This is a genomic window from Pectobacterium peruviense (assembly GCF_003312355.2).
GTDB classification, from domain to species: Bacteria; Pseudomonadota; Gammaproteobacteria; order Enterobacterales; family Enterobacteriaceae; genus Pectobacterium; species Pectobacterium peruviense.
Genome location: NZ_CP161826.1, coordinates 4697626 through 4712376, shown reverse-complemented (window position 1 = coordinate 4712376; position 14751 = coordinate 4697626). Strand labels below are relative to the sequence as shown.

13 protein-coding genes and 1 pseudogene are annotated in these 14751 nt (G+C 45.6%); 2 read left to right on the top strand and 12 right to left on the bottom strand.

What is annotated here, in order from left to right:
• Positions 1–51: 51 nt before the first annotated feature.
• From DUT67_RS21230 to rfaD, 11 genes and pseudogenes are all read right to left on the bottom strand, one after another.
• A pseudogene (locus tag DUT67_RS21230) lies at positions 52–353 on the bottom strand (helix-turn-helix domain-containing protein); the annotation flags it as partial.
• A gap of 50 nt (positions 354–403) precedes the next feature.
• Positions 404–1324: a WavQ gene (locus DUT67_RS21225; protein ID WP_113625963.1), complete on the bottom strand. Its 921-nt coding sequence runs from the start codon at positions 1322–1324 to the stop codon at positions 404–406.
• A gap of 30 nt (positions 1325–1354) precedes the next feature.
• Positions 1355–2236, bottom strand: coding sequence for a hypothetical protein (locus tag DUT67_RS21220; RefSeq protein WP_145962307.1), 882 nt, complete (start codon positions 2234–2236; stop codon positions 1355–1357).
• Positions 2237–2344: 108 nt separating this feature from the next.
• On the bottom strand, positions 2345–3346 hold the full coding sequence (locus DUT67_RS21215; RefSeq protein WP_189339519.1) for a glycosyltransferase: 1002 nt from the start codon (positions 3344–3346) through the stop codon (positions 2345–2347).
• 44 nt (positions 3347–3390) lie between these two features.
• On the bottom strand, positions 3391–4410 hold the full coding sequence (gene waaO, locus DUT67_RS21210) for a lipopolysaccharide 3-alpha-galactosyltransferase (RefSeq protein ID WP_113625960.1): 1020 nt from the start codon (positions 4408–4410) through the stop codon (positions 3391–3393).
• Between the two features lie 73 nt (positions 4411–4483).
• Positions 4484–5608 (bottom strand): glycosyltransferase family 4 protein, encoded by a 1125-nt coding sequence (locus DUT67_RS21205; protein WP_113632422.1) that lies wholly within the window; start codon positions 5606–5608, stop codon positions 4484–4486.
• Positions 5605–6675 (bottom strand): lipopolysaccharide core heptosyltransferase RfaQ, encoded by a 1071-nt coding sequence (gene rfaQ, locus DUT67_RS21200; RefSeq protein WP_113632421.1) that lies wholly within the window; start codon positions 6673–6675, stop codon positions 5605–5607. Before rfaQ ends, DUT67_RS21205 begins: the two co-directional genes overlap by 4 nt.
• Before the next feature lie 216 nt (positions 6676–6891).
• On the bottom strand, positions 6892–8145 hold the full coding sequence (locus tag DUT67_RS21195; RefSeq protein WP_189339518.1) for an O-antigen ligase: 1254 nt from the start codon (positions 8143–8145) through the stop codon (positions 6892–6894).
• Between the two features lie 164 nt (positions 8146–8309).
• Positions 8310–9281: a lipopolysaccharide heptosyltransferase RfaC gene (gene rfaC / locus DUT67_RS21190; protein ID WP_113632419.1), complete on the bottom strand. Its 972-nt coding sequence runs from the start codon at positions 9279–9281 to the stop codon at positions 8310–8312.
• Entirely contained in the window at positions 9278–10327 is a 1050-nt protein-coding gene (rfaF, locus tag DUT67_RS21185) for an ADP-heptose--LPS heptosyltransferase RfaF (RefSeq protein ID WP_113632418.1), read from the bottom strand. The genes rfaC and rfaF overlap by 4 nt, the downstream gene beginning before the upstream one ends.
• 23 nt (positions 10328–10350) lie before the next feature.
• Complete coding sequence (rfaD, locus tag DUT67_RS21180; protein WP_113632417.1) at positions 10351–11283, bottom strand: ADP-glyceromanno-heptose 6-epimerase; 933 nt, start codon at positions 11281–11283, stop codon at positions 10351–10353.
• A gap of 242 nt (positions 11284–11525) precedes the next feature.
• On the opposite strand from rfaD, the gene DUT67_RS21175 reads away from it, so the two are divergent.
• Together DUT67_RS21175 and tdh are read left to right on the top strand one after the other, a co-directional pair.
• Positions 11526–12722 (top strand): glycine C-acetyltransferase, encoded by a 1197-nt coding sequence (locus DUT67_RS21175; RefSeq protein ID WP_113632416.1) that lies wholly within the window; start codon positions 11526–11528, stop codon positions 12720–12722.
• Positions 12723–12732: 10 nt separating this feature from the next.
• Positions 12733–13764 (top strand): L-threonine 3-dehydrogenase, encoded by a 1032-nt coding sequence (gene tdh, locus DUT67_RS21170; protein WP_113625952.1) that lies wholly within the window; start codon positions 12733–12735, stop codon positions 13762–13764.
• Between the two features lie 38 nt (positions 13765–13802).
• Here the strand turns inward: tdh and DUT67_RS21165 are convergent, their stop codons facing one another.
• The gene (locus DUT67_RS21165; RefSeq protein ID WP_113625951.1) at positions 13803–14750 is read right to left on the bottom strand and encodes a divergent polysaccharide deacetylase family protein; all 948 of its coding nucleotides are present in this window, start codon (positions 14748–14750) and stop codon (positions 13803–13805) included.
• Position 14751 lies beyond the last annotated feature (1 nt).

Here is a 14751-nt window from a genome sequence, read left to right as displayed (position 1 = left end):
AAAGTTAAAGATGTATCCCTGAGCACTTGGAAGTGATCGTGATTTCTGGGCGTGGGTGTGATGGAATAACTTCTGAGATAAGTGGACTAATTAGGCTTGCTGTTTGTTTAACATTAAGCCGACTTGCAGACCCACCATTTTCAGGCTTAAGTTTGCGGGTGTTGACGTAATCGTTAATATGCTGGTTTACCGCACGTTTCGTGCAGACGCAGAGTTTGCGCAATCATCGCAGATGTCTAACCCTCTGAGGCAAGAAGGGCAGCTTTAATGCGATCACAAACACGCTTATCACGACTGGTGTCATGAAAGTATTCAAGTTCAGCTTTCTGTTCGTCGGCGATAAATATCTTCATGCGGGATGAAATCAAGCATCTTCAATGATTGTGGGTATATATGTATTAAATCAATCAAGTTCTCTTTTTTTGAAGAAATCTAGCATTTCACGCACACAGATTTTTACATTGTTTTCTGAGTTTTTATGTTCTGCCTCGATATGCTCAAGAACTTTTTCTTTTGTTTCTGATGCCCATTTCTTCTGTTCTTTTGTTAGCCCGTAACTAATTCCATAGCGCTCCTCTATATTCGGGAACCACTCATCAATAGACTTATTATCTTCGGGAATAACAATAGACTCACACCCACACAAAATTGCAAAAATAGAGTATGCAGTATAATCATCATAACATATAAATTCCTTCGATCTTTTAAATACGTCAGCTGTTTCTTGATGCGTTAATCCATCTAAAAGAATTGAATCTTCACTGTGAACAGGCTTTTGGGGGTTCCCTTTCCTTATCATATGGCAAGATGGAATATCCCTTTCTTTCGGAAGGTTATTTAAATTATAAATATCTAGTGGATGATGGATTACTTTCATTTCATTTTTTGATAAGTAAGAACCTGGATAATGAAAATCATTAATTCCAGAATGAAATTTGAAATATAACTCACCTGGTGAATAATTAATTTCTTTCGTATGATACCCTGGTTGATGTAAGAACCATCTAACAACATTTCTTGCTTTAATTGGATTGCCAGATACGACTTCAGGATAAATAACGATACTTTTTTCGAGACATCTCTTGGAAATAAATCTAATCAATGGAGTATTAAGGTTTTTGTTAGTCCTGTACCTTTTATATAAAAACTTCAATCTTTTTATATGAAATCTAATGCTGTCCATTCTACTGTTGGATTTTTTTTCAAGCATGGGATACATAAAAGCACTTATGCCTATTTCATTCAATATATGACATAGTTTATGTAATACAATAACGCCGCCACTACTGTCAGTGTATTCAGGTGATACAATTATAATTTTCATGTAATTAACTTATGTTATTTTTAGGTGTGTTTAAGCTGTTATTTTTTCTAACATAAAATCTGAAGTGTATTTAAAAATGAATTTACTTTCAAAATGGTTATTGTTTTTAGATAAAAATAAAGGCATTCTTTCATAATCATCATAACCAATAATAAATATCATATCTGAAGAATAAAATTCATATTTTAATATATCTTTATTACTGGTTATTAATTTCTTGTTAAATGCTAAGGCTTCTATAGCTCGTAGTGTCAAACCGCGTTGCGAATGATGGTTTATTTCTATGATAACGTCGCAATTTTTCACCATGGAAATATTTTCATGATAACTTATAGACGTGTTTTTACAAAATTCTGGGTATGAATCGCTTATGTTTTTCTCATCGTAAAGATAAGCATTCATAGTATATTCTGATTTTTTTATGTGTTGGTTAATATCTATTAATATTTCCTCCCGTTCTTTTCTATATTCACCAACGAAAAAACATGATTTTTTTTCTCTTCTTTCTTGGTCATTATTTTTTCTTAATTTTATTACCTCATCAGAGGTAAAAGGTATAAATTGATCTAAAAATTCAAAATTATAATTCTCGCAATCATTTCTGTCGAAACTATAAATTCTATCAAAATAAGGCGCTACCTCTTTTACAAAATCACCATCTTCTTTGAGCCATCTTTTCTTTCTTTTCATTTCGTTTTCAAGATGGAATATTGTATCTCTGATTACTAATATTTTCTTGGCATTAACTTTTTTTATTATATCTAGACACCCTAGTATGCTGTATCCATTACAAACCAGGATGTCGTCTTCTTTTACTTCTCTTAATTTAAAAAATAAATGAATCTTTACAAAGAAAGCATTATTAAAATTAATTTTTTTTAGAAAAATATTTTTTTTTGTAAAATGCTTCATGACATTTCTTTTATGTATCACATGATATTTATCATGAAGCGATTGTAACATGAGTATTTCATACTCAGCATTCCATTCTATAAAAAACACAGTCATAGTTCGTTTTCGCTATCGAATTTGGTTGAATTTCAATCTGCTTAATATACCCTTTATAAATTTATTCTGTTTAAATTCATGCTTTGATTTTTTCTTCCATTGAGCGGCATTAATAGGCGGCAATAATTTTTTATCTTCCCATGTAGATTCAGCATGAGCTACTTGGAAAAATTGTGCCGAAGGGTATGAACTCCATTCATGCCATGGTTTTGTTATGCCAACGTAGTGTATGAATACCGTTTCATTTTTAATTGTTTCCCGATATAAGTTATGTGTTCTGTCGTATAGCTCGCTCTTTAGAGTAAAGATACAGTTAAAGTCTCTAGGCAAGTATATTAAATTCCCAAACAATAATAGATTAAGAGCATCTTGATCTTGATATTTCAATACGCTGTTTTTTTCTGGATCGCTTAATAATGAGATTGATTTTCTTGTGAGATCGTTTTTTTTCCATTCATCCAGGTTCATCAATAGAAATCCTGCATTGAAATAACGACCTTGAATTTTTGAGATACTTAATCTTTTCGCGGCAATAACTTGCATTGCTTCTATATCTGGAACTACTGCTGCAAAATGCTCATCTAGATCAAGTGTTGTAATATGAGAAATAGATCCTTTACATATAATATCCGCATCAAGATAAAGTAATTTATTTATTCTTTCGCTTAAAAAATCAAATATTATAAATCTAAAATAGGTTGATAGTGGCCATGTTTCTGTCGGTAAATTTGAAATGCAATTGGGGTTTGTTAAATAAATATCGATAATAACCCCAAATTTTTTACTTAACTCTGTAGCTCTAGTAGTATATTCGTCATCAATATAATCAGTAAATATGTGAAAATTAAGTTCCTTTTCCTTGTTGTTTATAATTACTGATGTCATTGATATGGCTGCACCAAATAAAAAGTTCTTATCTACACCATAAGCAATATGAAATGATTTTTCTGGTTTAACGTTTTTTTCATTAATGCTAATGTGTTTTTCTATAACTGTTTTTTTATCAAAATACATTTCCATTCTCATTTTTATTAAACTGTCTATGGGAAAAAATACAGCTAGTTTTTAGATAATTTTCTATAAAAATATTTAAGATAGCTAAAAATTCCGGAAAAAACAAAATTGCTATGAAGCTGATGTTTAGCACAATATCTCATATTACTCGTGGTTGTTGCTTGCAGTAAGGGGGACTGATTCCACGGGGATGCTCTTTTGGCATCTAGAAAATACTCCGTGCAAGTGTAATTTTCAGCCCATTTATGCCAGGGCTTTGTTGGCCCAATATAATGAATCATAACCGTGCTATCCGTTATAGGACTGACTGGTTTAGGATTATTAAGTTCATAATTAATGCTATATTGCGTGTTGTGTTTTTTATCAAGCCATATTGTTTTATCTATAAGTAAGATATTTAATATATCTTGATCAAGATAAGATATTTTTGACTTTATTTTCTCATCTGCAAGAAGAGACATGGCCTGTGAACTAATATCGTGTTTTTGCCATTGTGCGAGATTGATGTATAAGAATCCAGCATTAAAATATCCGGCATTGATTCCTGGTTCATCAAGCGCCTTTGCCCGTTTTTCCCACCAAACCTTGCCTTCTTCTGCGACCACTGCCGCAATGTTGTTGTTGAATTCGATACTTAATAGGTCGTGTAATGAGCCTTTGCAAACAATGTCAGCATCGATATAAAGAAGAGTTTCAATTTCTGGGTAAAGTAAATCGGCAATCACAAAGCGAAAATAGGTAGCATAAGACCAATTTTTTGTACTAGGGAGCGATTTCAGCTCATCACAATTTACAATGTAAATATCAATACTTGCATTATATTGAACGCTGAGGTTTTGAAATTTTTTCTCTTCATCATCACTTAATGAGTCGGTGAATATATGAAATGAAAATTTAATGTTAGGGTTGTGGAGCAACATTGATGCTGCTGAAATAGCACAGCCAAACATAAAGTGTTTATCAATACCGTAAGCGACATTTAGCGTATCGGATTCTGAATTTTCCGCTAAGGGGCGAGTAAATGAAACTTTTCTTTTTATAACACCCTGCGATGAAAAATACATAGTTAACTCGGTTATGGCTCTTAAAAATAAATGGGACCAACGCGTTATTTTTGCAACAATATACTGCGTTAGTTTAACGAGCGTTTGCGCTGGTAATTAACTGTGCCGCTTTTTCTGGCAGACTATAAATATCTTCTGTGTCGGCAAAGTGGCGGGCATTTTCTGCCCATTGGTTAAGCGTTTCTGGCTGACTGAGTGCGAGTGATAATGCATGGTTCAGTGCTGTCTGGCTAAAAGGCTCAGGGATGACCTGTCCGGCCTGCGAGCGTTCAATGTAAAAAGCATAACCGCACGCATCGGTAACAAGTATGGGCAACCCAGCCGCGATAGCCTCAAGTAAAACGATGCCAGCGGCCTCCTGATGAGCCGGATGAAGTAACAAGTCTGCGGCCGCCATGAAATCAGGAATATCATCTCGGCCAGAGAAGAAGCGTATTTGGTTAGCGATACCGAGCTGCTCGGCCTGCTGTTGAAACGGTTTTGGATCGTCTTGGCCGACAACCAGTAGTGTTACGCGTCGACGCAGTTCCTGCGGCAGGCTGGCGATAGCCGTCAGACTGCGGCCAACGCCTTTGCGTTTGAAGTCGGAACCAACTTGTAATAGAACAAATCCATTTTCATCCAGTTGGTTCTGCTGACGGAAGCGTGATCGCGTATCTGGAGAGCGCGTGCTGTATTTTCTGTCCAGCGAAATACCCGGCGGTAGCATAAAAAAGCGCTCATCTTGCGTGCCGTAATGCTTCTGAAAATGAGCGATTTGCCGCGGCGTCAGCATCAGCATGCGCGCGTGGCTATTTTTATCGAATACGTTTCGTTCAAGTGCTGCGTAGCCGCGGTAGCGGGGTGTTAGTCGATAAAAGAAGCCTTTTTCCTGAACCGCCTTTTCTGCCGTACATCCTTCAGCGGCATAATAGAAGTCCAGTCCTGGCATTTTGCTAAACCCGACAACGCGGTCGACTGGGTGTTGTTGTAAATGGCGTTGTATCCAGTCAGAAAAACGGCGATGGCGAGTATGATTACCCAGCCCTGAGATGGGCACGAGAACGATGTCGAACCCTTCAGGTTTGTCGCCTTGCCATTCACTCGTGTAAACACGAATGTCGTGGCCTTGTTTTTGGCACGTTAGTGCAATGCTCAGAAAATCCCGCTGTAGCCCGCCGAAAGGAAAGAATTTATAGACGCAGAATGCGATTTTCATTTGGTGTTCTCTTCCTGCGACTCTTGTAGCATTTGCTCAGATGCCTGAATAACCGCTTGTGCAGGAATGCAGGACAAATATTTGACTGTCTGGTCGTAATTCTGTTGGGCTGGCATTTGCTGATATTCACCTGCCCAAATCTGCTTATAGCGGCCGCACCACGGACGCCATAGTTTGTAGTCTGTTGGCCCAAACAGGCACACTAGCGGTGTATTCAGCGCTGCAGCCATATGCATCGGAGCTGAATCCACACCGATATACAACACGGCGTTGTCAATTAACGCGGCCAGTTCCAGAAAACTCGTTTTACCCGCAAAGGTCATATCGGGTTTATGCGTGCAATGTGAGTGAATGTCTCGCACCACGTTTAAATCGTCTTCTGAAGGACCACAGGTCAAAACGACTTCCAGATTTTTTGCTTTAAGGTAGTCAATGACCTGAGCGAATTTGTCGTTGTCCCAGTATTTGTAATATTGGCGAGTCGTGGGTTGAATGACGACGTAGCGTTGCGTTAAAAGTGCAGGATATTGGTTAACAATACTTTGGGCGTCTTCCTGACGATAATGCAGCGATAATGTAGAACATGTATTTGACGCCGGCAGGTTGAGCGGGGTGAGGAGATTAAGATTTTGCTCAACAATGTGCGCGCCTATTGGGGGAACACAGGTGCTGAAAAATGAGCGCCAAATCTTTCCCTTCAGATTATCGCCCCGATCGAGAGCAATACTGTGACATCCCAATGATTTTACCAATAGGGCAATGGGCCACTGATCAGCTAAATTGACGATAAGGTCGTAATTGTTTTGCTTAAGCTGTTGCCTGATTTCTTTGAAATTACGGGCTTTTTCCAAAAGAGTACGGGTCTTTCTTTTGAGACCATAAAGCGCATTTATCTCCGGGTTTGCAGAGAGAATGGGTATCGTATCTTGGTACAGTAATACGTCGATTTTAGCGTCAGGATAATTGGCTTTCAGCGTGCTGATGAGCGGAGTGGTCAGCAGCATATCGCCATGATATCTGAGCTTTACCACGAGAATCCGGTGATAAGGGATGATGCGTTGACTCACTCGTTTTCCTTCATGTAATCAAAAGGTTATTATTTTTTACAGGCACGCTACCGCCCCTGGCTCGACAGCTACCAGTTGACTAAAATGACCCGAAATTTCACGATGATTTGCGGTGTGCAAATTGATATCGCGGTGGTGTTAAAACACATATGGTACTAAAACCCACATCCCTCTCACAGAGGTAAATGCTACTGCCATACGCTAATTATAACAGGGCTAATTCTTTAGCCATTTTCCGGTCAGCGTTGTGCCGAGGCAAAACGCCATAAGCCACGCGATAAGCATGTCTCGTGAATAGAGAATGACATCGCTAAGTCCATACATCAGCAGAGCAAAAAGCAGCGCAGCAGAGAGGTGGCTGCGTAGAACAAAAAATGAAAAATAAAATAAAGAGGCATAGAGCAACACAAGCAATATTGCTCCCGGTAATCCCTTAAGGGAGAAGGCATCAATCACTTCGTTATGCAGATGAACATTCAAAAATTCAACGGCACCCGCTAAGTTCGGTTTTTGTTCTGCTTGTGCAACGATTCGCTCTGCGCGCTGTTCGGCGGACTGCCCCAATAACGCGTCTTCCCCGGCTTCGATACCTGATTGATACATCGCGATTCGTGCACCAACCGAGGTTCTGCTGTTATTCATACTATAGCTGTGTACGTCATTAATCAGATCGTTAATACGCTGATGAATCGTCTCCTGAAAAAGGAATAAGCACAGGAGAAGCGTGGCCGATGATCCGACTAATGCTTTTATAAATAGCGACTTACTGTGCCTGACTTCTGACAATAAAATGGTCGCACCAACAATAGGATAGACGAGTATGGCTGCCCGTGTTTCTGTTAGTAAAATAGCGACAGTCACTAGCAGAAAATGCCCCAGATAGAGGTAATATTTATAAGCAGAATTGAGCTTAAGCAGTGCCTGTGCACTTAAAGCACCGATGAAGGTAAGAAAATAGGCCGCGCTCGTTGCGGTACCAAATACTAATCCAATACGGTGCATTCCACTGAATAATGACTGATAGAACGCGTAGCTCAGCGCGAAAGCACAGATTGCGATGATGTAGAAGAGTGGCTGTCGCTGATTTTTTTGCGAGATATGCAGGACTGTCAGCAGGATGAATGCACCCAGAATACCGGCATGGGCGGATGTCCTGTAGGCGTTATATACATAAGGTAAAAGGCTATCGGGTTGATAATAGTGGTGATACCAAATGAGATTGGTTAAGCCGATAGCCAGCAGGCAAAACGGAATCATTAATAACCGCTTAGCGGCTATTACTGTTCTTAAGTGTGTCACCACATAGAAAACAGATAGTGAACCCGTGAGATAAAAAAGCCACCCGGCAATAATGCTACTAAATGGCATAATAGCTAATGTGAGTAAACAGCCTGGGAAAATCGCTTTCAGTGCGATAGTCGCACTTATACTGGGCGCTTTTCCCAGTTCGTACCTTAATTCATTGAGCATGTATTTGTTCACAGTCGGGAGCGATATTACTCGCCTGATTGCAGGTAATTCTATACCCGTCATACTTCAAGTTGCATATGCGTTGGCCGCGTTCACTCACCCGAATCACTTACTTTTGTAAGCTCATCGGGATTCCTTCCCTTGCCGCCTTCCTGAAACTCGAATTATTTAGGGTATATCAGCATTTCTAATTTCTGATGGACGAGGTTAGCGGGAATTGTCTCCATTTTCTGGCTTTCGGACATTTCTACCACTTGGTTCATCCCATAGCCGCCAATCAGCCCTGGGTCGGTGGGGCCGTATAAGGTGATATTCGGGCGATCCAGTGCCGCCGTCAGGTGGCTAAGCCCAGTATCGACGGAAATAACGGCCTTGGCACCCGCGAGTACCTCTGCGACCTGTTGCAACGTCAGACGCGGTAAGACGTCAACGTGGGGGAAGCCTTCCGCCAACCGTAATGCGCGCTGGTGCTCATGTTCTGCTCCCCAGGGAAGCTTGATGCGTAGTCCACTTGATGCCAATAGCGCAATCAGTTCACGCCAGTGCGCTTCCGGCCAGTGCTTTTCATCACGCGTCGTGGCGTGGAGAAACACCAGATAGCGGTTGGTGTCTTCGGGCGGCTGAGAAAGGAACCGCTGGGCAATCGCATAATCGCCGCGTTCGGTAGGTTTTCTATAGCCCAGACTCGCAGCAAACAGCTCGCGTACGCGCTCGACGGCATGCTGCCGACGGCTTATTGGGTGGCGGTAGTTATAAAACCAGCTGGCCAGCGGCTCACGCGCGCTTTTGCAATCCAATCCGTGCTTCTTTCCGTTGGCGAGTCGCGTCACCAGCAGCGCGCTTTTAATCAGCCCTTGCGCATCAATAACCGCATCATAGCGATACTGGCGTAGCTGGCGTGTGAATTCTGCACGCTCCTGACGTATCGGGGTGCTGAACCAGCTTTTGCGCCAGCGGCGTATTGCGACGGGAATTACGCGAGAAACCGCTGGGTGCCAGCTTGGAACTTGCGCGAAACCTTCTTCAACCACCCAGTCGAACTGGATACCGGGAATAGCTTGCATTGCGTCGGTCAAGGCTGGCAAGGTGTGCAGCACATCGCCCATTGACGACGTTTTCACGATCAGCACTCTCATGCGTCTGCTCCCGGAATGAGATACTTATCCAGTGCGCTGAGTACGCGTTCGGGCTGAATGTCGATCAAACTCTGGTGATAACCTTGCTCAGCATCCCCTTTGCGTACCCGGTGATAACCGGTAATCAGGCGAATCACCTCGGCCTGATGGGACAGCGGCGGGGTAAAGTCAGGGCTGCTCGGACCGTAAAGTGCGACCAGCGGACGATGAAGTGCCGCAGCAACGTGCATAAGCCCAGAATCGTTGCTGACGACAGCGTGGCAGGCGGCAATGAGTACCACTGCCTGTTCCAGCGAGGTTTTCCCCGCCAGATTGGAACAATGCTGTCGGGCGTCTTCCGTCAATCCCTGAAGAATATCGTCACAAGCCGAACGATCATTGGCGGAACCGAACAACGCTATCTGATAGCCGCGCTCAATCAGTGATTGTGCCAATGCAGCATAGTGATAATGCGGCCAGCGTTTGGCGGGGCCAAATTCGGCACCGGGGCAAAAACCGATGAGGGGGCGTTCATTGCTGAAGTTAAAAGCCTGCGTCATGTCCGCAATTTCGGCCTGATTAACCTGTAACTGTGGCCAAAGCAACGGCTGTGGCAGATCCTCGGCACGATGGATACGGCTGCGGTCATAGGCTAACGCGGTATAGCGCTGAACCATCAGCGGGAATGCGGCTTTATCCAGCACGCGTAAGTCGTTCAACAGTCCGTAACGCATTTCGCCGCGCCAGCCTGTGCGCTGCGGAATGTTGGCAAAGAACGGCACTAGCGCTGATTTGAAGGAATTGGGTAGCACGTAAGCGCGGTCATAACCCGCATCGCGCAGCGAGACGCCAAGGCGACGACGCTCGCCCAGCTCCAGTGCACCGTGACCTAGCGGCATGGCTAACGCCTGATTGACTTCCGGCATCCGTGCTAGCAGCGGACGGCACCAAGCTGGTGCCATCACGTCAATGACCGCTTCCGGGTGTTCAGCCTTCAATGTGCGATAAAGGCTGTGCGACATCATCATATCGCCGACCCAGGAAGGGCCGATGACCAAAATTTTCATACCGCTTATAAATCCTTATCCGATTAAACGGTACGGTTCAGCCAGGTCATATATTCCGCTACGCCTTCGGCGACGGTTTTGAACGGCTTATCGTAGCCCGCGGCCCGCAAGTTGGTGAGGTCGGCCTGCGTATAGGCCTGATAGCGGCCTTTCAGCTTCTCAGGGAATTCGATGTATTCCACGCCGCCTTTATTATGGAAGGCCTGTGTGGCGTCCGCGACAGCCTGGAAGGATTCGGCGCGACCAGTACCGCAGTTGAAGATGCCGGAAACACCGTTTTGCCAGAACCACAGGTTGACGGCCGCGACATCACCGACGTAGATGAAGTCACGTTTGAAGCTCTCGCTACCGGAGAACAGCTTCGGATTTTCACCCTGATTAATCTGGTTGTTCAGGTGGAACGCGACGCTTGCCATGCTGCCTTTGTGCCCTTCGCGCGGTCCATAGACGTTGAAATAGCGGAAGCCGCAGATCTGCGATTCCGCTTCCGGCAGAATCTCACGCACGTACTGATCGAACAGGAACTTGGAGTAGCCATAGACGTTCAGAGGCTGCTCGTATTGGCGGTCTTCGATGAAGTTATCGTTACGACCGCCGTAGGTCGCGGCCGAAGAGGCATACAGGAACGGAATACTGCGATCGAGGCAGTAGTGCAGCACATCTTTGGAATACTGATAGTTGTTATCCATCATGTATTTGCCATCCCACTCGGTGGTGGAGGAGCAGGCACCTTCATGGAATACGGCCTCGATATCGCCCAGATCGTCACCCGCAACGATGCTGGCGACGAAATCTTCCTTATCCACGTAATCTGCTATGTCCAGATCGACCAGATTGACGAACTTGGTGCCGTCTTTCAGGTTATCGACAACCAGAATGTCCCGGTAGCCGATGTCATTCAGAGATTTTACGATATTGCTGCCGATAAAACCGGCACCGCCAGTAACGATAATCATGGATGCGACCTTTGTTAATCTTGCCGGTGAGGCACCGCGCCCCACACTGTTTATGACCGCTATAATAGCATTTCATTTTACCGCAAGCAGCCAGAGGTTAATTTATCCCGTGTTGCCCCAACCTTTTTAAGATGATTCAGGTCGTGACGAAGCCTGCATTTTCAGACTGTTTCCCCCGCATTTCTGCCCATATCCGCTAGCTTAAAAACCATAAAGCAATCTTTTTATGGGAGATGGTCGCTATGCCTGCCGCTTTTTATCAACAACTTACTACACAAATCATGGCTGCACGCACCGAAGGCGTGTTTAAGGAAGAGCGAATTATTACCTCTGCGCAGCAGGCTGAGATCGAGGTGACGGACAGCGACCGTCTGCTCAATTTCTGTGCCAATAATTATCTTGGTTTGGCGGACAACCCCGAGTTGATTGCCGCGGCAAAAGCCGGATTGGATAGCCACGGTTTCGGCATGGCATCGGTGCGCTTTATCTGTGGAACACAGGATATCCATAAACAGTTGGAGCGTAAGCTGGCGGGTTTTCTGGGGATGGAGGATGTGATTCTCTATTCCTCCTGCTTTGATGCCAACGGCGGGTTATTTGAAACGCTGATGGGACCAGAGGATGCGATTATTTCCGATGCGCTTAACCACGCCTCGATCATCGACGGAATTCGGCTATCGAAGGCGCGACGCTATCGTTACGCCAATAACGACATGAGCCAACTGGAAGCGCAGTTGCAACTGGCCAGAGCGGAAGGGGCGAAACATATCATGATTGCCACCGACGGCGTTTTCTCGATGGATGGCGTGATTGCAGACTTGAAGGGAATTTGCGACCTAGCGGATCGTTATGATGCGTTAGTGATGGTTGATGATTCCCATGCGGTGGGGTTTGTGGGCGAACAAGGGCGCGGAACGCATGAACACTGCGGGGTGATGGATCGCGTCGATATCATCACTGGCACGTTAGGCAAGGCGCTGGGTGGCGCATCGGGCGGTTATACGGCGGGCAAACGCGAGGTGATCGACTGGCTGCGCCAGCGCTCTCGTCCCTATCTGTTTTCCAACTCTCTCGCGCCTGCCATTGTCACCGCATCGCTCAAGGTGCTTGATCTACTGGAACATGGCGGAGAGCGACGCGATCGCCTGTGGAAAAATGCTCGCCTGTTTCGTGAAAAGATGACTGCGGCAGGGTTCACGCTGGCGGGTGCCGATCATGCCATTATTCCTGTGATGCTGGGCGAGGCACAGCTGGCGCAGGATTTTGCGCAGGCGCTACAGCGGGAAGGCGTTTATGTGGCAGGCTTTTTCTATCCTGTTGTTCCCCTTGGTCAGGCGCGTATTCGTACTCAAATGTCAGCAGCCCATACGCCGCAGCAAATCCAATTCGTCGTCGAGGCTTTTATCCGCGTGGGCAAGCGTCTGGGTGTGATCATCTGAGGAAACTGTCATGAAAGCATTGGCAAAACTGCGGCCGGAAGAAGGTATCTGGATGATGGATGCCCCCACGCCAGAGCTTGGGCATAACGACATCATGATTAAAATCCGCAAAAGCGCGATTTGCGGAACGGATGTGCATATCTATAACTGGGACGAGTGGTCGCAGAAAACCATTCCCGTGCCGATGGTTGTCGGGCATGAGTACGTGGGTGAAATTGTCGCAATTGGTCAGGAGGTTAACGGTTTTCATATTGGCGACCGGGTTTCTGGCGAGGGACATATTACCTGTGGTTACTGCCGCAACTGTCGTGCTGGGAGACGTCACTTATGCCGCAACGCCATCGGCGTCGGGGTAAACCGTCCCGGTTCATTCGCGGAATATCTGGTGATTCCTGCCTACAATGCATTTCGCATTCCCGACAATATTTCTGACGAGTTGGCCGCCATCTTCGACCCTTTTGGTAACGCCGTGCATACCGCACTTTCCTTCGATTTAGTCGGGGAAGATGTGTTGATTGCCGGGGCAGGGCCGATAGGCATGATGGCGGCGGCGGTGTGCCGTCACGTTGGTGCAAGGAATGTCGTGATTACCGATGTGAATGCGTACCGTCTGGAGCTGGCTAGTAAAATGGGGGCAACGCGTGCCGTCAATGTGGTAGATGAAAAGCTGGCTGATGTGATGATGGAACTGGGCATGACCGAAGGGTTTGATATCGGATTAGAGATGTCGGGCGCGCCATCGGCTTTTCGTACGATGTTGAAAGCGATGAACCATGGTGGACGCATTGCCATGCTGGGCATTCCGCATGAGCCGATGTCGATTGACTGGGGCGAGGTGATTTTTAAGGGATTGTTTATCAAAGGTATCTACGGACGGGAAATGTTCGAAACGTGGTACAAAATGTCGGCGCTGATTCAGTCCGGACTGGATTTGTCACCGATTATTACCCACCGCTTTCACATTGATGAGTTTCAAAAAGGGTTCGATGCCATGCGTTCGGGTCAGTCGGGCAAGGTTATTCTCAATTGGGACGAGACATAACCCTGCCGTGGATAACCCGTGCGAACACGCGCCTGAAGTTACGGCTGCTTGTGCGTTTCGGTGTCGGCAGGGGCAATCCAAGTCTGCCAGCGTTGTTTGATAAATAGCACGGGTGCGCTGTCCCGAATGCTGCTACTCACTAATCTGAAGAACACATCGTTCTTCACCGATTCCGGTAGCTGCTTGACCTGACATTGCGGTATGCCGCGGAACGGATTACGCGGATTGGTCGGCTTCTGTGGCTGAGGCTCATAATGCTGCGTAGGCTCATTCAGCAACTGGCTAGGGCGCACTAAGACGATATCGGCATCCAGCGTGGGCAGCATCTGCTGCAAGACGCGGATAGTGGAAGGATGCGGGTGCCCAATAGCGATAGCGGAACCGCTGCGGCGGGCAATCTGCACCGCGCGGGTAAACTGTTTACGAATCTCGACTTCGTTTTGCGAATCATCCAGAAAGACTTTGCGTTTGATGACTTTTACGCCCGTTCCTGCTGCGGCTTGACTCGATTGGCTGCTGCCAATGGTCATACTATCAAGGAAATAGAGCTGGTAGGCGCTGAGTACCTGCATGACTTTTTGCATGCCGGGAAGGCTGGCTGTCATCGCACTGCCCATATGGTTATTCAACCCTACGGCATAAGGTACGTTACTGACCGACTGGCGAATGATGCGCTGAATCTCATCGCTGCTCATGTCTGGGCGTAATGTATCGCGCTCCAGCGGCTGCTTGCTCATCGGTGCCATCGGCAGATGGATCAGTACTTCTCGCCCTTGCTGGTGGGCTTTAGTCGCCATTTCACGGGCGTACGGTGCGTTAGGTAATACAGCGACGGAAATCGCCGTAGGCATCGCCAGAATCTGGTTTTCATTATGTGGGCGATAGCCGAAATCATCGATGACGATAGAAAGTTTTCCGGCCAGTGCCAAAGGCGAAAGTGCGAACAGACTCAATGCCAATAACGGTGTTTTGGTTAAATAAGACAAG

Excerpts from the sequence above, each read along its gene's own strand:
- DUT67_RS21225 (WP_113625963.1), bottom strand. The coding sequence starts at position 1,324 with ATGAAAATTATAATTGTATCACCTGAATACACTGACAGTAGTGGCGGC.
- DUT67_RS21220 (WP_145962307.1), bottom strand. The coding sequence starts at position 2,236 with ATGAAGCATTTTACAAAAAAAAATATTTTTCTAAAAAAAATTAATTTT.
- DUT67_RS21215 (WP_189339519.1), bottom strand. The coding sequence starts at position 3,346 with ATGTATTTTGATAAAAAAACAGTTATAGAAAAACACATTAGCATTAAT.
- waaO (WP_113625960.1), bottom strand. The coding sequence starts at position 4,410 with ATGTATTTTTCATCGCAGGGTGTTATAAAAAGAAAAGTTTCATTTACT.
- DUT67_RS21205 (WP_113632422.1), bottom strand. The coding sequence starts at position 5,608 with ATGAAAATCGCATTCTGCGTCTATAAATTCTTTCCTTTCGGCGGGCTA.
- DUT67_RS21195 (WP_189339518.1), bottom strand. The coding sequence starts at position 8,145 with ATGCTCAATGAATTAAGGTACGAACTGGGAAAAGCGCCCAGTATAAGT.
- rfaC (WP_113632419.1), bottom strand. The coding sequence starts at position 9,281 with ATGAGAGTGCTGATCGTGAAAACGTCGTCAATGGGCGATGTGCTGCAC.
- rfaF (WP_113632418.1), bottom strand. The coding sequence starts at position 10,327 with ATGAAAATTTTGGTCATCGGCCCTTCCTGGGTCGGCGATATGATGATG.
- rfaD (WP_113632417.1), bottom strand. The coding sequence starts at position 11,283 with ATGATTATCGTTACTGGCGGTGCCGGTTTTATCGGCAGCAATATCGTA.
- DUT67_RS21175 (WP_113632416.1), top strand. The coding sequence starts at position 11,526 with ATGCCTGCCGCTTTTTATCAACAACTTACTACACAAATCATGGCTGCA.
- tdh (WP_113625952.1), top strand. The coding sequence starts at position 12,733 with ATGAAAGCATTGGCAAAACTGCGGCCGGAAGAAGGTATCTGGATGATG.